This window comes from Actinobacillus lignieresii (assembly GCF_900444945.1).
In the GTDB taxonomy this organism is placed as follows: Bacteria; Pseudomonadota; Gammaproteobacteria; order Enterobacterales; family Pasteurellaceae; genus Actinobacillus; species Actinobacillus lignieresii.
On sequence record NZ_UFRM01000001.1, the window covers coordinates 1,335,164 to 1,355,470 of the forward strand.

Below are 20,307 nucleotides of genomic sequence, written 5' to 3' on the forward strand. Positions count from 1 at the left end.
GTAAATTTTTAGGTAATTTACCACCGCTTGTTTTTAAATAGGTATATAAAATGCAAAAAGGCAGACTATTTTGTTTAATCACGATAATGTTTTATTTCGTTAACTAAACGAGCTAAACGTTTTTCACGTAACGTCTTATTTTTCAATTCGCATTCCCAAATAATAATAACGTGAATCCCCGAATCCTCAAGTAATCGAATATTTTTTACATCCCGTTCTTTATTTTTCATGATTTTATTCTTCCAAAACTCGGTACGGCTAGAAGGTAAACCACCTTTAGCACAAGTATGTCCGTGCCAAAAGCAACCGTGTACGAAAATTGCCGTTTTATATTTCGGTAAGAGAATATCGGGTACTCCCGCATATCGTTTATCGTTTTTCCGATAACGAAAACCCATTGAAAATAAAAACGTTCTAACAATTATCTCGGGTTTAGTATTTTTACTTTTAACCCTAGACATTATTTCAGAACGTTTTTGAGGAGAGAAAATATCGGTCATTTATTTTTTAAGTCTTCATATTTGTCAATAAACTCATTATGATACATCTTTGCATTTGCAAGTAATTCGGAATATGTTTTCACATATACATTTCCATCATTTCTATACGAACGAGCTTTTCTTTCTACCGATTTATCTTGGACCAATCTTTCTCCAATTAAATAACAACATACTTTCGTACCTGTTTCATTCCCTAAATGATCTTCAATAAATGTTACATAATCAAGGGCTTGATCCAGTTCTTTATCACTCAATTTACTTTTAGGACGCTTTAATTCGATAATGAAAACACTGTCAGCAAATCTTTGACATAAAAAATCAATTCTACGATCATCAATACTTAAGGTGTCATCAGGATATTTTTCCCGTAATAGCGTTGAAAAAGTAACTTCATCCCTAAAAGACATAATCCTTGGGTCTAACAACCAAGGAAACTGTTTTAGAAAATTATGAAGAGTTGGTACTTCTCTTGCATTATTTTGAATATAGTTTTCAAATTTATTAATCGTTTCTAATCTAACTTTTGCAAGTTTATAAAATTCTCTGGCTTCAATAAGTTGCCATTCTTTCATTAAAGCAATTAATTTTTCCGGTTCTTGGAAATCATCATTAGCAATATCATGAGCAAGCTCTTTGAAAGATTCAAATTGATAAGAATCTTGTACAAATTGCACTAAACTTCTGGCTTTATCCGGCTCTAATCCTTCTGCATTAACGATCTGCTTCATTATCTTTTTAGCTAATACCCGCTCATGTTTAGGCAAAGTTGCATACCATTCTTCAAAATTAATACCGAGATCTCGTTCAATTTTTTCTTGTTTATCTTGTTCTCGTTTACTTTTTTGAAAGTTATATAATTTTTTAATCATTATTTGAAGAACTTCTTCAAGTCTTTTCGTTTCATCCAACTCCCAATTTAATGAACCTCTATCCGTCGAAATTACATCCCCTGGAAAATCTTCGATAAAATCAACATTTAACCAACCAGTAATATAAGAATAACCGAAACTGGTTGCAGACAATCCGTAAAATGAATATTTGTTTACTAATTTTCCTCGAGAAAATAAAGCTACGCCTCGCATTTTTTCAGGAATAGTCTCTCTACCGCCGGCAATTAACTTACCCGTTATTTTTTCCAGATAATTTTCACAAGTTTTTTCTTCATCACTATTTAGCTTTAATTCATTCCAAGGACTTTCCCAAGTAACTAACGTATCTATTCCCTCATAACGTAAATCATTAGTAACAGGAAAAGGAGATTTCTTATTATCATCGTTATGATAAATAAACACATTAAAATCTTCCTCATTAAATACTTGAAAATATGCGGAGAGAGAGTGAGCTAAATCCTTTGCGTCAAACTTAGACTTGCGTTTAATTTTCATTAACTTAATAATCGTACCGGATTCTTTATCTACAGACTTCTTATGATCTAAGATTTTTGGATGATACGTTCCTTTTTCACTCTCTTGATTTTGCATTTCCTCCCAATCTAATAAAAAAGTTGTTTGCTTATAATTTTGAATTGTTGAAATTGTAATTTCATTAGCAATGCCAAAAAACGCTAATTTTCCAATCCCTTTTTTCCCTATAACATCCCTTTTACCGTTTTTACTTTTTTCCGATTTTTCTTCCTTTCTTCGATTACGACCAATGACTAAAAACTTTTGATTAATTTCTTCAAAACTCATCCCATGTCCGTTATCTTCAATGATAATTGACTTTTCATCACTTTTATCATTTAAGAAAATATTAACATCTTCTGCTTCAGCATCATAAGAATTAGATACAAGCTCAGCAACGACAGGTGGTAAAGTAGAATACATTTGTATACCTAAATGCGTAATTACATTAGGATCAAATTTCATTTCTAAAATATCATTAGCTGATGTCATTTTATATCTCCATATATTTCTTTGAATTATTCACAATCGCTTTACCGATTTGTTCGGCATATTTAGGCGGAACGGCATTACCGATTAATCGCGCTATAGCCTCCCTTCCCTTCGCCTTAAACACATAATCTTTAGGAAAGGATTGTAAAGTAGCTCCTTCACGTAAAGACAAGGCCCGATCTTCTTCCGGATGAGCAAAACGCCCGTTGGAAATACTGAAAAATTTTGTTGTAATCGTAGGCGAAGGCTGATCCCACCATAAACGACCGAATGTATCTTTAAAGTAGTTATCTTTTCCAATAAAGCATTTAAGTTGTAAGTCAGGTCTATCAGCGAAAGCTAGGCGAGTGCCGCCGTCTTTAGGCACTAAACGCAAACGTTGCATATTAATTTCGGATAATCCTGCACAACTATGCAGATATTCGCTTTCATCCTGATGACCTGCGGGAATTTTCGGAAAGCCGTTTTCTTCTCCCAATACATCGCGAACTGTTAATATTTTGCCTTTTAATTCCAACGGTTCTAATTTATCCTGAGTCACTCGATTCGCAATTAAAGTGAAACGTTTACGACTTTGCGGAACACCGTAGTTCTTTGTATTATGTATTCCAAAATGAACTGTATACTCTAATTCTTCCAATCTTCTCACAAAAATATCCAGACCGCTTTCTTCTTGACGAGTGAAAATCCCCGGAACATTTTCTACAACAACATATCCCGGAACAAAATATTCAACGAATCGTTGAAATTCGGACAGTAGGCTTTTAGATTTTTCCGATTTTTCTTTACTGGTTCGAATAACACTCCAATATTGGCAGGGGCTACAACCGACTAAAATCAAATTATCGTCTTTTCTAGAAATATCTAGAGTCTTTTCTAATTCTTTTTCCGTTAATTCAAAAACGTTTGCATGAATAAAGGAAGCTCCTTTTATATTCGTCTCGTAAGTTTCTTTACAATTTATTTCGTAATCGATCCCTGCAAGTATTCGAATACCCGCTTTTTGTAGACCGTAACTCATTCCCCCGCCGCCACAGAAAAAATCAACGGCTTTCAATTGTTTCATCATATTTTCAACCATATTAAACTCTATATGCCAATTGTATGACATTGCTATTTCTTTTTCAGGAAATGATAACCGTATATCCTTTAATAAGGAAGCTATTCTAGACAACAAGTAAGATTCTTTTCTCATTGATTGTTAAAAATTACCCCTGTTGTCTTCTTAAATAACTTAAAGTCAATTAAATCAAAATTCACTTATCCTAAAATTTCGGATCACGACCAATTGCAGTCAAATAACTAAATCTAAATTCAGGCGGATATAGAACTCAATCCTACTATGAAATTATATTATTACCATAAAAAACTCTCCTAAACCTAACGCACTTTTCCAAGTCCTGTTTTTTAATCTATTTTCCTAATTTCTTTTCTCTACCTACTAAGCTATCATTCGCTAATCATCAATGAACCCCTAATAAACCACCATGAACTTTCTTGCCCACAGTATGATTTCCTTTGAATTGGATACAATAATACCGAATAGCCGTACCTTATTCGGTAATTTTGCCGGCGATTTTTATAAAGGACGAATCGAGAATTTAGCGGTGGCAAGCCATATTCAAAACGGGGTTAGGTTACACCGTTTGATCGACAGCATGACAGATCGGCGAGAAAATTTCCTCAATCCATTACTTGCCGAAGAATTAGGGCGATTTAAAGGGATTGTGTCGGATATTGTGATTGACCACTTTATCGCAAAAAATTTTAACCGCTTGTTTGGGCAAGAACTGGCACAAGTTGAAACCGACATTTTGAATAACATTGTCCAATATCAATCAATTTTTCCACAAGGCTTCTCTTCACTATTTAATTGGTTGGCACAGAATCGAGCGTTATCTCACTACGCTGACTTTGATTTTTTAGTTGAGCGAGTATTTACAGGAATGGCACAACGTATCACACGAGGCGAGATACTGCGCTCCACAGGAAATGTGTTGAAAAAGCACTATATAGAATTGGAAATATTGGCGATACAAGAATTTAGCTACACCAAACAGGAAAGCCTACGTAAATACTTAACAGAATTTAATAACTAAAATCACAAACAAGCGGTCAAAATTTGCAAATTTTTTGTAAAATTTAACCGCTTACTTGTAATCAGTATTCTTCTTAGCGATCTTTCTGTGATTCCATTAACGCTTTTGCATGAAATGCGATATGTTTTTCGATAAAACTCGCGATAAAGAAATAGCTGTGATCATAGCCTTCGTGCAAATTGAGCGTCACATCAAAGCCTAGCTTTTGCGCTTTTTCGGTAAACATTTCCGGTTGTAATTGGGTTGGATAGAAGCTATCGGCAAGTCCTTGTTCAATCAAAATAGGGCGGATTGGCGATACGTTATCTAATAACGCAAAGCTGTCATATTCCGCCCAAGCGGTCTGATTTTCGCCTAAATAAGCGGTGAAGGCTTTTTGTCCCCACGGCACTTGGCTTGGGGTAACGATCGGCGAGAAAGCCGAGATCGCACAGTAACGATCAGGATTCTTTAGACCGATTTGGATCGCACCGTGTCCGCCCATACTGTGACCTGAAATCGAACGTTTATCGCTAACCGGGAAGTTTGCCTCAATAAGTGCCGGCAGTTCTTGTACAATGTAATCGTACATTCTGAAATGCGTAGCCCATGGTTGTTGGGTGGCATTGAGGTAGAAACCGGCACCTTGACCTAAATCATAGCCTTCATCATTTGCCACATTTTCGCCACGGGGAGAGGTATCCGGCATCACAATAGCAATACCGTACCGGGCGGCAAATTGTTGCGCACCGGCTTTGGTGGCAAAGTTTTCATCGGTACAAGTCAGCCCTGAAAGCCAATAAAGCACCGGTACTTTTTGCCCTTGTTCCACTTGCGGCGGCAAATAGATGGCAAAAGTCATTTCACAGTGGGTGCTGTTTGAATAATGCGTATAACGTTCGTGATAGCCGCCAAACATTTTATAGCGGGCAAGTTGAGTAAGAGCGGTCATTTTTCTCCCTTTTTTTACGGTTTAATCGGACGATATTCTTTTGCTAAGGCACGAATCACAGCCGGACGGTTAGCAATCTGTTCCGCCCAACGCATCAGGTGCGGATATTCGTGTACCGCTAAAAATTCAGCAGCGTCATACACGCGATTTAACACGATTTGTCCATACCAGCCCCAAATTGCAATATCGGCAATGCTGTAATGTTCACCGCAAATATAGTTTTTGTCGGCAAGCTGTTTATTTAACAAATCCAATTGGCGTTTCGTTTCAAGAGTAAAACGATTGATCGGATACTCTTGCTTAGTCGGTGCATATTTGTAGAAATGCCCGAAACCGCCGCCCACGTAAGGCGCACTTGCCATTTGCCAAAATAACCAAGACAAACATTCGGTACGTTCGCTGAAATCGGTCGGTAAGAACGCGTTAAATTTTTCCGCTAAATAAAGCAAAATCGCACCGCTTTCAAATACCGGCTGCGGTTTTTCACGGCTGTAATCGAGTAATGCCGGAATTTTTGAATTCGGGTTAATCGCCACAAAATCCGAACCGAATTGATCGCCCTGTCTAATATCGATCAGAAACAGATCATAAGCGGCTTTTTCGATGCCAAGTTCTAACAATTCCTCAAGCATAACGGTAACTTTTACGCCGTTTGGTGTACCGAGAGAATAAAGTTGTAAATCGTGTTCGCCTTTCGGTAAATGCTGTTCAAATAAAGCGCCTGAAGTCGGGCGATTGATATTAGCAAATTGTCCGCCGTTTGGTGCTTCCCATTGCCATACTTTTGGCGGTTGATATTCGATTGTCATTGCTTTTCTCCATTGAATTTGCAAAAAATTGTGTAAATTTTACCGCTTGTTAAGTTATAAAGGCTAATCACTTTTTCTGATGTTTAATATAAAACGGATTGATGTCTGGTTATATAGATCGAAGATAAAAATAGGCAGAGTTTCTGCCCATTTTGCTGATGAGAATGTGATTACTCTTGGAATGGATTAAACACTCGCACACCGGTTTTTGCAAAATCCGCCACATTGCGAGTGACTAAAATCAGATTGTGTTGAATTGCAGTCGCTGCAATCCACGCATCATTTTCAGGAGCATGATCGGGAATATGCAATTTGGCACAAATGCGAGCGGTTTCTTCATCAATGGTCAAGACTTTGCCTGCAAACGTCGGTTTAACCAGCTCATCAAACCAACGACGTAATACTTTACCTTGAGCAATATCTTTACGCTCCATTGATAAAATCCCTCGTTCAATTTCCATCATTACAATCGCATTGGTTTTTATCAATTCTGATGATGTACTCTCAACCCATTCCGCTACGCCCGCATTGCATTTACCTTGCTTCATCTTGCGAATTTCACTGATTAAATTAGTATCAAGTAAATACATTTTTCCCCCTAAAATTCTACCGGACGGCGTTGTCCACGGCTACGAGGTTGCAATTCAAGCTCAACATCGGCAGCTTCGGGATTAGGATCAGCTAATGCTTCCCCAATACTGCGAAAGGTTTTGGGTTGATATTGCTGTTCATAGTTTTTGTATGTCATCAACACAAACGCCGGCTCGCCTCGGTTGGTGATAATTACAGGGGCGGTAAGTGCGGCTTTTTGAGCTTTGCCAAGATTTTGATTAAATTCACGGCTGGTTATAATTTTCATATTATTTCTCCTTTTGTAGCTAAGTTGCTACAAAAATAATAGTCTATTTTATGAACATTCGCAAGCCTGTTAAAAAATGGTAGGGAAATTTTGAGAGAAGAAATTCGATAGGAAAAACAAAAGGGGCTTACGCCCCTTATATTATTAAATTAGAAATGAATCACCGTGCGGATTGATTTACCTTCGTGCATTAAATCGAAGGCTTTGTTGATGTCTTCCAATGGCATAGTGTGAGTGATGAAATCACGCAATTTAAATTCGCCTTTCATAAATTGGTCGATAATGCCCGGTAATTCGGTACGTCCTTTCACGCCGCCGAATGCCGAACCACGCCATACACGACCTGTCACTAATTGGAACGGACGAGTACGGATTTCCGCACCTGCCGGTGCGACACCGATGATGATACTTTCACCCCAACCTTTGTGGCAACATTCTAACGCTGAACGCATTAAATCCACGTTACCCACACATTCAAATGAGAAATCCACACCGCCATCGGTCATCTCGATAATCACATTTTGGATTGGCTTATCGTAATCTTTCGGGTTGATACAATCCGTTGCACCAAGTTCTTTAGCTTTCTCAAATTTAGCCGGATTAATGTCGATCGCAATAATACGGCCTGCGCCCGCCATTCTTGCCCCGATAATTGCCGCTAAGCCGATACCGCCTAAACCAAAGACTGCGACCGTATCGCCTTTTTTCACTTTTGCAGTACGGGTTACCGCACCGATACCGGTGGTAACACCGCAACCAAGTAAACACACTTCATCAAGCGGTGCATTTTCCTGAATTTTTGCTAATGAGTATTCGGAAACCACCGTATATTCAGAGAAAGTTGAAGTCCCCATATAGTGGAAAATCGGCTGACCGTCTTTAAAGAAACGCACCGTACCGTCCGGCATTAAGCCTTTACCTTGGGTTTCACGTACTGCCGAACAAAGGTTGGTTTTGCCCGATAAACAGAATTTACATTTACGACATTCTGCAGTGTAAAGCGGAATAACGTGATCACCCACTTTAAAATCGGTAACACCTTCACCGACTGCTTCCACAATCCCTGCACCTTCGTGACCAAGTACGCACGGAAACACACCTTCGCTATCTTGACCGGAAAGGGTATAAGCATCGGTATGACACACACCGGTTGCCACTAAACGGACTAATACTTCGCCTTTTTGCGGCGGCATTAAATCCAATTCTTCAATTTTTAACGGTTCATTCGGCGCCCAAGCGACCGCCGCACGAGTTTTGATAAATTCCATGATTGCTTTCCTATTATCGTAAAAAGTCTATTTTATTATTTTATCCTATACTGAGATATAAAATATAATCATCTTTTCTTATAAGGATTATAACTGTAAATGATGTCTAAACTTACTAAAAAATCAGCAAATTTGACCGCTTACGTTTACCGATCTACTCCGCCAATTCGGTCGGTTCATGTGACATTAACTCTTGACCGACATCGCGTAACAAGCTGAGATAACGCTCATAATGTTTCAGAATATCGGCAATGATTTCATTATGCGTCATATATTGCACGTCGTAGCCGTTACGTCCGTCAAAGAAATAACTTAACGGCTCGTAAGTGGTTTCGTTTTGAATATGCGGTAAATGCTCGTCATTGATTAATTGCTCGGAAACTTGATGACCGACCGAACGAATCCCATACATAAAGTCTTGTAACGATTCGGTATGAATCACAAACTCGACCGCCGGTTCGTCTTCATCGAATTTAGTAATCACATCCACATTCAGATCGTATTCCGCAATCAGTTCTCGGCGTAATTCTCGCATTGCCGGCAAAGCGGTATGTTTTAGGAATTTTAAAATATCCTTATCTTCAGTCTGGTTCAGCATTTGATTGAGGCGAGTTTTCCAATTTTCGCCGGACCATAATACCGTAGTCGGATTAAATTTCGCCTCGAAATATTTTTTATCCACCGCTAAGGCTTTCATTAAACTTACACATACGATTACCATCAATATTGCAAAAGGTAATGCGGTAATTAATGTCATTGTTTGTAAGGTCGCTAAGCCTCCCGAACCAAGTAAGGTAATAGCAACCACCGCCATTAATATGCCCCACATCATTGCTTGCCAACGTGGCGAAGCTAAACTTTTATCACGAGAGGCAATATTGTTCAGCACATAAATCCCCGAATCCGCTGATGTGATAAAAAATAACGCAATACTAACCAACGCAATAAAACTGGTTAAACCTGAAAACGGTAAATACTCAAGGAACTTAAACAGTAAGGTTTCCGGCGTTGAAATCAAACCGGATAACATACCCTGTGCGACATTGTTATCCAGCCAAATCGCACTGTTACCAAATACGGTAAACCATAAAATGCCGAATAAGCTCGGAATGGCTAACACGCCGAATACAAATTCGCGAATGGTTCTACCGCGCGAAATTCGAGCGATAAACAGTCCGACAAACGGCGCCCATGAACACCACCAAGCCCAATAAAGAATTGTCCAAGCATTAAACCATCCCGTTTGCTTACTCTCATAGGCATAAGTCTTAAAACTCAGTTGAACTAACTGGCTAAAATAAGTACCGATGTTCTCGCTAAACGCTGATAATAAATATAGTGTCGGACCGCTAATTAACACAAATAACAATAAGAATCCGGCTAATCCTAAATTGGTTTCGCTTAAAATTTTTACGCCTTTTCCTACGCCTGAAATCGCTGACAAAATCGCAAGAGTCATCACGGTGATAATTACACCGATTTGCAGCCCAAAACCGCTTTCGTTTAACCAACCCAGCGCAACCAAACCTGATCCTAACTGTGCCGCACCAAAACCAAGTGTAGTAATAATACCGAAGAGCGTAGCAACCAATGCCATAATATCGATCACATCACCTAAACGTCCGTTAATACGATCTTTTAACAGCGGATAAAAACAAGAACGTAATGCTAACGGTAATTTATAACGGAAACCGAAATAGGCAAGAGCCAGTGCAATCACACCGTAAATCGCCCAAGCGTGCATTCCCCAGTGAAATACCGTGTGTAATAAGGCTTGTTGCGCCTGCTGCTCGGTACTACCGCTACTGATACCGGACACATAATGCGAAAGCGGTTCGGCAACCCCGAAAAACATTAATCCCACCCCCATTCCGGCGGCAAATAACATTGCCATCCAAGACATAAAGTGAAATTCCGGTTCTTCTTCATTCGTACCTAACTTGATATTGCCGAAACTGCTCAACGACACAAAAATCAAGAAAAATAAAAATAACGATCCGACTAAAATATAAAACCAACTGAAATGTTGGAAAATTGTCGCTTTTAACCAATCCAATACCGTTTGGGTTTGGCCGGGTAAGAGCAAAGTAAAGGCAACAAGTAAAATAACAATGAATAAAGTGATACTCGTTACAAACGGATTAAATGATGATTTATCACGTAAAAATGCCGTGAGTTTCATAAATACTCCTTTGTCGATTTAAGATTAAAACAGTGTTCTATAACAGATGAAGAAGGTTCGAACGGAACCGAAAGAAAAGGCACAGACACCCTTAATTGACGAACAAGGATTGTTCAGACTGATTAAAACTGATATACCTTAGCACAAAATCTCATTTTTATGCAAATCTTTAGCATTTTAATTTATTTTTAGGGTTATTATCCGCGTTTAAATAGCGGTTAAATTCCTAAAACTTTTTGTAAAGCCAGTTATTTAGCTTTAGAATCGTCTTACTTTAGTTTTGCAAGGAACAACCGATGAGATATAACAAATTTAAGCAACCGATTGGTGATTCGATGGTTCACTTTACTGAGGGACAATCTCCACAAATTAAACAATTAATCGGACAATATGCCGTTGTCAAAAAATTGGATACGGAAATACTGAAAAATCCTCAATATCTTGAAGTCCTCTGGCAACTTTATGGTAGCGAAAGCCCCCTACAATACTGGACTTATCTTCCGATTGAACCCTTCTCAAATAAACAAACATTATACTCATACCTCACCGATATGGCTCAATCGCAAGATCCGTATTATTTCGCCATTTTCGATAAACAAACGGATAAATTGCTCGGCACTTTCGCTTTAATGCGTGTTGATAGACAAAATCGAGTCATTGAAATGGGTTGGGTAATCTATTCCGAACAGTTACAACGTAGCAGAATTGCAACGGAAGCTCAATTTTTAGTAATGCAATATGTATTTGAAACGCTGCAATATCGCCGTTATGAATGGAAATGCGATTCTCTTAATCAACCGTCTTATCGCTGTGCCGAACGTTTGGGCTTTCGTCACGAAGGCACATTCCGCCAATTAGTCGTCTATAAACAACGCAGTCGAGATACCGCTTGGTTTTCATTACTTGATTGCGAATGGCAAGCGAATAAACAAAGATTAGAAAAATGGTTAAATCCGAATAATTTCGATGAAAACGGACAACAAATTTTAGCTTTAGGAAAATGTTAATGCCGAAAATTTATCTCGGTACGGGCGGATATAGCGATACCGATCTGATCGGCACGCTTTATCCGCACGGTACGTCTAAAACCGATTTTTTAAATATTTATAGCCGCCATTATGACACTATTGAGATCAATAGTACTTTTCATGCGCCTATCGGCGAAAAAGCCTTACAAGGAATGACTGAGAAAGCGGAAGATAGATTAAAATTTTCGGCAAAATTGCATCAAGATTTCAGTCATCAACGCACGGCAAACGAAGCACAAGCAAAGCTGTTTTTAAATGCGTTACAGCCATTAATCGAACGAAATTGCTTGGCAAATCTGTTCGTGCAATTTCCACATACCTTTGAACGTACCACCGCCAATCGCTTATATTTGGCACAACTGACCAAATGGTTTAACGGTTTTCCGCTTGCCATTGAATTTCGACACAATAGTTGGCATATCTCGACAGTAAAACAAGCCTTTGCCAAACAGCCGAATTTAATTTGGTGTAATGTTGATTACCCGGCAAATATCGGACTACCGCCGTTCCATTTTTATAGTAATCAAAAAATTGCCTATTTGCGTTTACATGGACGTAACCCGAATTGGTGGAAAGCGGAAACTGCTCAACAACGACATGACTACCGCTATTCCGACCCGGAACTGCAACAATTGGCAAACTTACTTCATCAGCATCATTCATCATTTGAACAGCTGTATATCTATTTTCAAAACACGACGAACAACCACTCGTTTTACAATATCGCCACCTTAAAAGGCTATTTAGCCGAACTGAATTTTGAAGTAAAAACTGAAATTGATAAAACGGCGGGAGAACAGGGCGTACTATTTTGACGTAACAAAATAAACAAGCGGTTAAATTCGCAAATTTCTTTGCAAATCCGACCGCTTGTAAGCCAACTAAACACAATCCTATTTCAGTAAAAATCTGTTTGTGGCAATGAGCCGTAACGTCATTAAAGCTAACGCTAAAATTACTGTCGAGCCGATAATAAACATTACCATTCCTAGCACTGCAATCGGTTTAGCCGATAATTCGCGATAGAAATGTAGTCCTACGCCCGCCATTGAAGCGGCGCCGAACGAGAAAGACCAAAGCCCCATGGATATGCCGTTTTGCATAATCCACGGTAGTAATTTGGCTAACAATAGGAATTGTAAAAGCCCATAGCCGATAAGCAAATAAACGAAATTATCTATTTTACCGCCATTTAAGCTAAAGTACGCCGAGCAGCAGACGAAAGCCGGTGCGAACTGAATACCGAACACCGAACGGACTGCCGGCGGAACGGGTTCTAAATTACGTAAACGTTGTTGTACCGCCGGTTCTAAGCAGAACCAAGAAAATACGCCGGCACCGAGGAAAATCATCCCGAATTCATTTTGCCCCGCCATACCTAACGCATTGGCACTGACAAAATTCGCCGCCACCAACGGCAAATAAAGTACCGGTGTAGTAGCTTCGGTCGGATGATTACCTTGCCACAGCTTACCGATACGCAACATTGCAAAACCTACCTGCCCGATAATGCCGCCGACTAATAAAATACGACTGATTAATAAACTATAGGGCTGAATTGCAATCGCTATGAGTAATGAAGTAATCATCGTCAGACTGACAAAACAACCCATAATCGGGTGAGCCAGTTCCGCTTTGGCTAACTCGGGATACTTCAGCCATTTATAGAGATAAACGCTAATCAAACTTGCCCAAACTAAGCTTGCAACCGCTAAAATCGATTCGCCGATAAATGTCGGAATTGCCAAAATTGTCGCCGCATAACGCCACGCTAAACCGAGTCCGGCAAGCCCGAGCACCATTCCTAAGTAATTGACCGGAATGGGAAACGTTTTTGTCATCATGATTCCTTTTTAATCTCTCTGTTTTTCAAACCGAATAAATGCGCAAGCGGTCGTAAATTTTGCCAGATTTACGACCGCTTGCGACAAAATGTAAATTAAAGTTGCGCTAAAAATTGCTGATTGATTTCATTCATTTTCGCTAATTTAAAATCGGCTAACGCCCAATAATTTTCGTGAAAATCTAATTCATTAGGGATCACGATACAGCTCATCGAAGCGGCTTTCACTGAAATCATACCCGGTTTAGAATCTTCAATGCCGACACATTCGGCAGGCTCGATACCTAAACCTTTCGCCGCCTGTAAATAGACCGCCGGATGCGGTTTACTGTATGGCAATTCCGCACCGGAGGCGATATAGCTAAAATAGTCCGCAATACTGCAGCTTTCGATAATATTTTCCAACATATAGCGCGGCGATGCGGAAGCAATCGCGATTTTAATATCATTCTGTGCAAGCAATTCTAGGGTTTCCGCTACGCCGCTCATCAATGGTTTAGCTTTTAAAATATTGCTAATTGCCGCATCTAACAGCTCTTGAGCCACTTTTTCAATATCTAACGGTTTTTGGTATAACTCACTTGCATAACGTAATACCAGTACGGACGGCATGCCTCGTGTTCGAGCCAATTCCTGTTCGGTAATCGGAATACCGTAACCGTGTAAAAGCTCCAACTCCGTTTGTTGCCATAACGGCTCGGAATCAATTAATACCCCGTCCATATCAAAAATAAATGCCTTTTTCATCTCTTTCCCCTCACTGTAAATATCGCAAATGAAATATTGTACGAGATCCGACTCTTAAGGTTATAGCAATTATTTCGTATCTCTTGGCTACGATCAAAAAGCGGTCTGATTTATCGGATTTTTTGCAAAAAAATACCTTGCGATATACAAGGTATAAAATAAACAGAATCCGGCAGATTATTGCTTCATACAGCATTTTTGGTATTTTTTACCACTGCCGCACGGATAATATAAATATTACTTAACATCTAAACTTTCGCCAATCAGATAAAACTGTCCGCCGGCAACATAATGTAACGAGCGTAAGTCATTTGTCGCTTGATCAAAAATCCAATGATTATCTTTAAACACGCGATCATCAGCATAAGCCGCTAATACTTTTCCGATAAAAAGATCGTGATCTTGTTGGTTCTCCGGATTACGGATCAATTCGCATAAAATCCAACCGGCGCAACCTTTTACTAACGGAATATCAAAACCGTCTTGATAAAAAATCTCTACATTATCCAATTTATGCGGATCAGTACGGCGTGAAGTCGAACCGAGTTTCAGTACTAATTCCGCCTGATTTGCCACCGGAATTTGAATTGCAAATAAACCGCTTTTCTCTACTAATCCACGAGTAAATGCCTGCTTATCTAACACGGTCGTTACCTTAGAAAGCGGACCGTAATCCAAGGCACAAGACCAAGCTACCGCCATAACGTTTTCAATATTATCCGCTTTTGCCGACACCAAAGTTGTCGGTCCGATATTAAGTAAACGATATGATTTTTCAACCGGAACAGAAACAATCGCCATTTTTTCCTCGTGAATAAGCTTAAATCTAAGTGAATAAAACAAGCGGTCAGATTTACAAAATTTTCTACAAATCCGACCGCTTGCGATTAATGAATATCTTCGGCTAAAAAGCCACCGCTTTGGTGTGCCCAAAGTTTAGCGTAAACGCCGTTTTGTGCCAATAATTCTTCGTGGCTGCCTTGTTCCACAATTTCACCTTTATCCAACACAATCAGTCTATCCATCGCCATAATGGTTGAAAGACGGTGAGCGATTGCCACTACCGTTTTACCGTCCATTAACTCGGTTAAGTTTTCTTGAATAGCCGCTTCCACTTCCGAATCCAACGCACTGGTTGCTTCGTCCAATAATAGAATCGGCGCATCTTTTAACATCACTCGCGCAATCGCAATACGTTGGCGCTGACCGCCGGAAAGTTTTACGCCTCGCTCACCCACGTGCGCATCAAAACCGGTTCTGCCTTTCGCGTCTTGTAGATTCGGGATAAATTCCGCCGCTGCCGCTTTTTCTACCGCTTTCAGCATTTCTTCCTCGGTCGCATTCGGACGACCGTAAAGTAAGTTTTCACGTACCGAGCGATGTAATAACGAAGTATCTTGTGTCACTAAACCGATTTGTGAGCGAAGGCTCTCTTGGGTAATATCTCGTACGTTTTGCCCGTCAATCGTAATTGAACCGTTTTGAATATCGTAAAAACGTAGCAATAAGTTCGTGAGCGTGGATTTACCTGCACCGCTACGTCCGACTAAACCGACTTTTTCACCGGCTTTAATGGTTAATTCAAAATCTTTAAGTAACGGTTTTTTCGGATCATACGCAAAATTGACGTGTTCAAATTTAATTTCTCCTTTGCTAACTTCAAGTGGTTTTGCATCCGCTTTATCCACCACCGTATGCGGTTTTGATAAGGTTTGCATACCGTCTTGCACCGTGCCTAAGTTTTCGAATAAACGGGCAAACTCCCACATAATCCATTGTGATAAGCCTTTAATACGTAAAGCTAATGCGGTTGAAGTGGCAATCGCACCGGCAGTAACTAATTCTGCACCCCATAACCATAAACCGATACCGGCGGTTGCAACGATTAAACCGATACTCATTGCATTGGTAAGTGTTTCGATGATGGTCACCAAACGCATTTGTTTATGTACGGTAACCATAAATTCCTGCATTGATTCTTTCGCATAAGCCGACTCACGATTGCCATGCGAGAACAGTTTTACCGTGGCGATATTTGAATACGCATCGGTAATACGACCGGTCATTAAGCTGCGTGCATCAGATTGTTCTTGTGCAGCTTCCGCCAATTTCGGTACGAAAATGCGGATCGTCACCGCCAATGCAATCACCCATAGAATAAACGGTAAAAATAACCAACCGTCAAACTGTAAAAGGATAACACTGGAAGTCGTTAGATAAACCGCAACATAGACCAACATATCGGCACAGGTCATAATCACATCACGCACGGCAAGGGCGGTTTGCATCACTTTCGCCGAAACTCGTCCGGCAAATTCGTCTTGATAAAAGCCCATACTCTGACCGAGCATTAAGCGGTGGAAATTCCAGCGCAAACGCATTGGGAACACACCTTGTAACGACTGGAAACGGATGCTACTCGCTAAAAAGACGAATAAAATCCCTAACAAGGCGATGCAAAACATCGCAATAATACTACCGCTTTTCTCCGCCCAAAGTTGTGCCGGAGTATATTGCGCCACCCAATCGACTAATTCGCCCATAAATTGAAACAACACCGCTTCGATAATCCCGACTGCAGCGACTAACACGGTCAGCATAACTAAATAGCCTCGCATGCCTTTAGTCGCTTCAAAAATAAACGGGATTATTCCCGATTTGGGCGTTTTCGGCGGTGCTTCGGGGTAAGTCTCTACCCTTGCTTCAAACCAACTAAAAATTTTGTTGAACATCTTACTTTCCTGAAAAAACTAAAAGACGCCATAAGCGTCTGTCAAAGATTAAAATATATTTTTAAGAAGAAAAAGACGTAATAAACATTACGCCTTTTTGAAGGATTATGGATTTAATAATTTCTCATCAAGCGCTAAATCTTCGTTACGGTTTACGCCGATACCCTTGGCTAACACATCACGAGCGATTTGATGCGCTTCTTCAAGCGAATGCTCTTTATAAGAGCCGCATTGATATTCGTTTAATTCCGGAATTTTTGACACGTCCGGTACTTTATTTAAAGCATCTTCCATCGATTTTGTCCACGCCGAAACCACATCCGCTTCGCTTGGCGCACCGATTAACGACATATAGAAACCGGTACGGCACCCCATCGGCGAAATATCAATAATTTCTACACTTTCACTATTTAAATGATCACGCATAAAGCCGGCAAATAAGTGTTCCATCGTGTGGATACCACGCACCGGTAAAATATCAATATTCGGACGGCAAAAACGTAAATCGAATACGGTAATCGTATCGCCCTTCGGCGTCGTCATCGTTTTTGCAACACGCACTGCCGGTGCGTTCATACGAGTGTGATCCACTTTAAAGCTATCTAATAAAGGCATTTTTTACTCCAATTTAAAACTTAAAGGGGTAAGGTGATTACCCCATATCTGAAATTATTCTGCGATTCCTTGATCCCATTCAAGCGCTTCTTGCGGAATCTTACGTTGTAATAAGAAGTGGCGATTCGGTTTTGCTTGCGGCTGCACCACTCTGCCCGATGGCGTCGAGAATTCAATACCACCTTTTAATAACTGCGACATCGTTCCCGAATTCATACTCACCCCTTGTAGGCTGACATCCATGGTATAGCCGGAAGCCGCCCAGAATTCGGTATTATTACGCACCAAATGTTGGTATTTACTTTCGATACTCAAGTGAATCATCACTCTGTCGCCTAATTCACTTAGATTTAGACGTTTCACAATCCCCACTTGCATCCCTCGGTAAAGTACCGGCGCATCCGCTTCAATCCCACGCGCATCACTGGTTTCCACAATCACCGGGAAGCCGTTCGCATAAATGGTTTTGTTGGTATCGGTATCGCTTAAACTAAATTGCGTTTTACGATTGCCGTTGCCCGCATCGACATTAATGTAATTTTGTAACGCCGCATCAATATTTTTAACGCCGCTGGTGGTAATTTCCGGCGAGATTGCACTAAATCGGCTGCCTTCTTTCGCCACCAAAGCATAATATTGGCTATCAATGTAAGCGGTCGCTTTTATCTGTTTTTTTGCATTTTGCAACTCAAGCGATTCAATCTGACCGATGGTTAATCCCATATATTTGATGTCCATACCTTTTGAGAGTTTGGAGGCGTCTTTCGCAATTAAAGTAATACGGGTATTACCTGAAGTTGCTTTTGCTTGGCTGGCATATAAGGTTTTATCGCCTTTAGTGCCGCCGTTATCAAAGCTGATTGCACCTTTCAGAGTACGCATAAGCGGTGCGGCTTGCACGTTTAAACCTTTCATTGAAAGCTCGGCAGATACCGCCGGCTCAATCCAGAAACGGCTTTTATCACTGAGTAAATGGCGATATGCCGGCTCAACAAATAAATCGACATCAAATTTGTTTTTTTGCGGGCGTACTTTCAGCACTTCGCCGATTTGGAAATTTCGATAAAGCACTACAGAACCTTTATCAATGCCGGACAAATCGTTAGCCGATAAGGTTAAGGTCGTTTTTTTCTCATCATCAATAATACCGGCTTCAGCACTTTCAACATCTTTATAAAGCGGGTACTGCTTTTTCGCTTCGCCCTGCGCTTTGTTCGTCAGTAAACGAATACCGCCTTTTAACCAGTCGCTTGGCGAACCGGCTTGCACTCGCATCCCATCTAAGCCGACCGATACATCTAAATTTGAAATTGCCACAAATTTACTGTTAGCGGCAACTAAATGGCGATAAGGCGGATAAATAATCCCTTGGAAAGTAACCCCTTCTAACGTTAAAGTACGTTTGAGCAATTCGCCGATTTGTACGTCGTTATAGTAAATGCCTTGTCCTTGATCAACGCTATATGATTGCGGTGCGGTAAAAGTTAGTGCCAGTAAATTCGGGCGAGAAAGTAAATAATCCGCTTCCTTCTGCACTTCAAATTCGAGTTTAGGCTCGCCTTTGCCCGCACTAATATCAAAGTAAATCCCTCGTAGCAACTCTCCGACTTTACTGATTTGTTCTTTATTTAACGCAAACTTAGGTTCTTTTAGCAAAATTTTAGTACCGCTTTTAAATAAATCCACATGATTCGGATCAATTAACAGCGTACCTCGCGCCATACCTTTCGCTAACGGCTTACTTTCCATTTTGGCGTCTTTTTCATCACTCGGCGCCGATAAAGCTAAACCGGAAAGCACGCCGACTTGGATATTCTGATAGAAAACCGGCGTTTCATTCACTTTTAAATTCGGCATTATCGGCATAACGACATGGATTTCTTTACCTCGTTGCGCCGATTTTAAACTTTCGTATAGCGTAAACTTTTGTCCCTGCTCGGCAATCTTTGATTCATCCGGAGAATCAAAAGCTACCGCACCTTGTACTACCGAAGCAATACTATCGACATTTACCGATACGCCGGATAAACCGATATTGGCGTTAATCCCGCTGATATTCCAAAAGTGGCTATCTTGTTTTACTAAGTTGGCATATTTTTTATCAATTACGACATCAATTTCGACTTTCTTTTGATCAGTAGTAAAACGATAATCCGCAATACTTCCCACCGGTACTTTACGGAAATAAACGCTTGCGCCGACCGTAATCGAGCCGAGATCATCCGAAATCAAACGGATCAATAAATCGCCGTCGGTTACCGCCACTGTCGGCGGTTCTTCTTCCGCAATAAATTCGTTGCTGCTTTTTCCTTCGCCCGGTAACAGCGTAATATAGTTACCGGAAACCAACGCGTCTAAGCCCGATACGCCGGCAATCGAGGCACTCGGTTTTACCAACCAGAATTTGGTTTGTTCTCGTAATACGGATTTGGCTTCGGGATTCACTTCCGCTTGCACTTCGACTTTTTTAAGATCTTCTACAAAATAGACTTTTTTCACTTGCCCTATCTGCAAACCTTGGTAGCGAATGACGGTTTTTCCTGCGGTGATCCCGTCGCCTTCGTTGAAACGAATCGTGATCATTTCGCCCTGCTCTTTAAGGATCTGGAAAAATAGCAATCCGCCAATCACGAAAGCAACGATTGGTAGTAACCAAAAAGGTGAGATTTTACGAGGCTGTCGAACCTTGGCCTCTACAGGCTGTGAAATATTATCCGTCATTAAATCGAGGTCTCTTTCAGATAGCGGTCGTTTTTACTAAAAATTTTACAAAATCAACCGCTTAATTTCATGTCCTTT

General features: G+C 40.3%; 18 protein-coding genes and 1 pseudogene. 3 read left to right on the forward strand and 16 right to left on the reverse strand.

Annotated features, from left to right (window positions below):
- Window positions 1-74 precede the first annotated feature (74 nt).
- From DY200_RS06105 to DY200_RS06115, 3 genes are read right to left on the reverse strand one after another with little or no spacing between them, the layout of a single operon-like run.
- The gene (locus DY200_RS06105) at window positions 75-500 is read right to left on the reverse strand and encodes a very short patch repair endonuclease (protein WP_115587334.1); all 426 of its coding nucleotides are present in this window, start codon (window positions 498-500) and stop codon (window positions 75-77) included.
- Window positions 497-2,395, reverse strand: a complete 1,899-nt coding sequence (locus tag DY200_RS06110) for an ATP-binding protein (RefSeq protein ID WP_115587335.1) — start codon at window positions 2,393-2,395, stop codon at window positions 497-499. Before DY200_RS06110 ends, DY200_RS06105 begins: the two co-directional genes overlap by 4 nt.
- 1 nt (window position 2,396) lies before the next feature.
- Window positions 2,397-3,506 carry a DNA cytosine methyltransferase gene (locus tag DY200_RS06115; RefSeq protein ID WP_244924190.1) on the reverse strand — a complete coding sequence of 370 codons (1,110 nt, stop codon included), beginning with the start codon at window positions 3,504-3,506 and terminating at the stop codon, window positions 2,397-2,399.
- Between the two features lie 376 nt (window positions 3,507-3,882).
- On the opposite strand from DY200_RS06115, the gene DY200_RS06120 reads away from it, so the two are divergent.
- Complete coding sequence (locus tag DY200_RS06120) at window positions 3,883-4,494, forward strand: ACP phosphodiesterase (RefSeq protein ID WP_172539912.1); 612 nt, start codon at window positions 3,883-3,885, stop codon at window positions 4,492-4,494.
- A gap of 73 nt (window positions 4,495-4,567) precedes the next feature.
- Here the strand turns inward: DY200_RS06120 and fghA are convergent, their stop codons facing one another.
- The 6 genes from fghA to DY200_RS06150 all read right to left on the reverse strand — a co-directional run bounded on the left by fghA (window position 4,568) and on the right by DY200_RS06150 (window position 10,543).
- Entirely contained in the window at window positions 4,568-5,425 is an 858-nt protein-coding gene (gene fghA / locus DY200_RS06125; protein WP_115587338.1) for an S-formylglutathione hydrolase, read from the reverse strand.
- Between the two features lie 14 nt (window positions 5,426-5,439).
- A complete protein-coding gene (yghU, locus tag DY200_RS06130; protein ID WP_115587339.1) occupies window positions 5,440-6,234 on the reverse strand; it encodes a glutathione-dependent disulfide-bond oxidoreductase in 795 nt (264 codons plus the stop codon).
- A 170-nt stretch (window positions 6,235-6,404) separates the two neighbouring features.
- Window positions 6,405-6,824, reverse strand: a complete 420-nt coding sequence (locus DY200_RS06135) for a type II toxin-antitoxin system VapC family toxin (protein WP_115587340.1) — start codon at window positions 6,822-6,824, stop codon at window positions 6,405-6,407.
- Window positions 6,825-6,832: 8 nt separating this feature from the next.
- The gene (locus DY200_RS06140; protein WP_115587342.1) at window positions 6,833-7,093 is read right to left on the reverse strand and encodes a type II toxin-antitoxin system Phd/YefM family antitoxin; all 261 of its coding nucleotides are present in this window, start codon (window positions 7,091-7,093) and stop codon (window positions 6,833-6,835) included.
- Between the two features lie 149 nt (window positions 7,094-7,242).
- A complete protein-coding gene (locus DY200_RS06145) occupies window positions 7,243-8,361 on the reverse strand; it encodes an S-(hydroxymethyl)glutathione dehydrogenase/class III alcohol dehydrogenase (protein WP_115587346.1) in 1,119 nt (372 codons plus the stop codon).
- Between the two features lie 154 nt (window positions 8,362-8,515).
- Window positions 8,516-10,543, reverse strand: a complete 2,028-nt coding sequence (locus DY200_RS06150; RefSeq protein ID WP_115587349.1) for a BCCT family transporter — start codon at window positions 10,541-10,543, stop codon at window positions 8,516-8,518.
- A 296-nt stretch (window positions 10,544-10,839) separates the two neighbouring features.
- On the opposite strand from DY200_RS06150, the gene DY200_RS06155 reads away from it, so the two are divergent.
- Window positions 10,840-11,550, forward strand: coding sequence for a GNAT family N-acetyltransferase (locus DY200_RS06155; RefSeq protein ID WP_115587352.1), 711 nt, complete (start codon window positions 10,840-10,842; stop codon window positions 11,548-11,550).
- The gene (locus DY200_RS06160; RefSeq protein ID WP_115587356.1) at window positions 11,544-12,386 is read left to right on the forward strand and encodes a DUF72 domain-containing protein; all 843 of its coding nucleotides are present in this window, start codon (window positions 11,544-11,546) and stop codon (window positions 12,384-12,386) included. The genes DY200_RS06155 and DY200_RS06160 overlap by 7 nt, the downstream gene beginning before the upstream one ends.
- Window positions 12,387-12,464: 78 nt before the next feature.
- Here the strand turns inward: DY200_RS06160 and tehA are convergent, their stop codons facing one another.
- The 7 genes and pseudogenes from tehA to DY200_RS06195 all read right to left on the reverse strand — a co-directional run bounded on the left by tehA (window position 12,465) and on the right by DY200_RS06195 (window position 20,229).
- Window positions 12,465-13,415 (reverse strand): dicarboxylate transporter/tellurite-resistance protein TehA, encoded by a 951-nt coding sequence (gene tehA, locus DY200_RS06165; protein ID WP_115587358.1) that lies wholly within the window; start codon window positions 13,413-13,415, stop codon window positions 12,465-12,467.
- A gap of 95 nt (window positions 13,416-13,510) precedes the next feature.
- Window positions 13,511-14,161 (reverse strand): hexitol phosphatase HxpB, encoded by a 651-nt coding sequence (hxpB, locus tag DY200_RS06170; protein ID WP_115587359.1) that lies wholly within the window; start codon window positions 14,159-14,161, stop codon window positions 13,511-13,513.
- Window positions 14,162-14,338: 177 nt separating this feature from the next.
- A pseudogene (locus DY200_RS10905) lies at window positions 14,339-14,386 on the reverse strand (SEC-C metal-binding domain-containing protein); the annotation flags it as partial.
- A gap of 12 nt (window positions 14,387-14,398) precedes the next feature.
- A complete protein-coding gene (locus DY200_RS06180) occupies window positions 14,399-14,962 on the reverse strand; it encodes a flavin reductase family protein (RefSeq protein WP_115587360.1) in 564 nt (187 codons plus the stop codon).
- 86 nt (window positions 14,963-15,048) lie between these two features.
- Complete coding sequence (locus DY200_RS06185) at window positions 15,049-16,893, reverse strand: ABC transporter ATP-binding protein (protein ID WP_115587361.1); 1,845 nt, start codon at window positions 16,891-16,893, stop codon at window positions 15,049-15,051.
- Window positions 16,894-16,998: 105 nt separating this feature from the next.
- Window positions 16,999-17,508 (reverse strand): S-ribosylhomocysteine lyase, encoded by a 510-nt coding sequence (luxS, locus tag DY200_RS06190; RefSeq protein ID WP_005598178.1) that lies wholly within the window; start codon window positions 17,506-17,508, stop codon window positions 16,999-17,001.
- Window positions 17,509-17,562: 54 nt separating this feature from the next.
- Window positions 17,563-20,229, reverse strand: coding sequence for a PqiB family protein (locus tag DY200_RS06195; RefSeq protein WP_115587362.1), 2,667 nt, complete (start codon window positions 20,227-20,229; stop codon window positions 17,563-17,565).
- Window positions 20,230-20,307 lie beyond the last annotated feature (78 nt).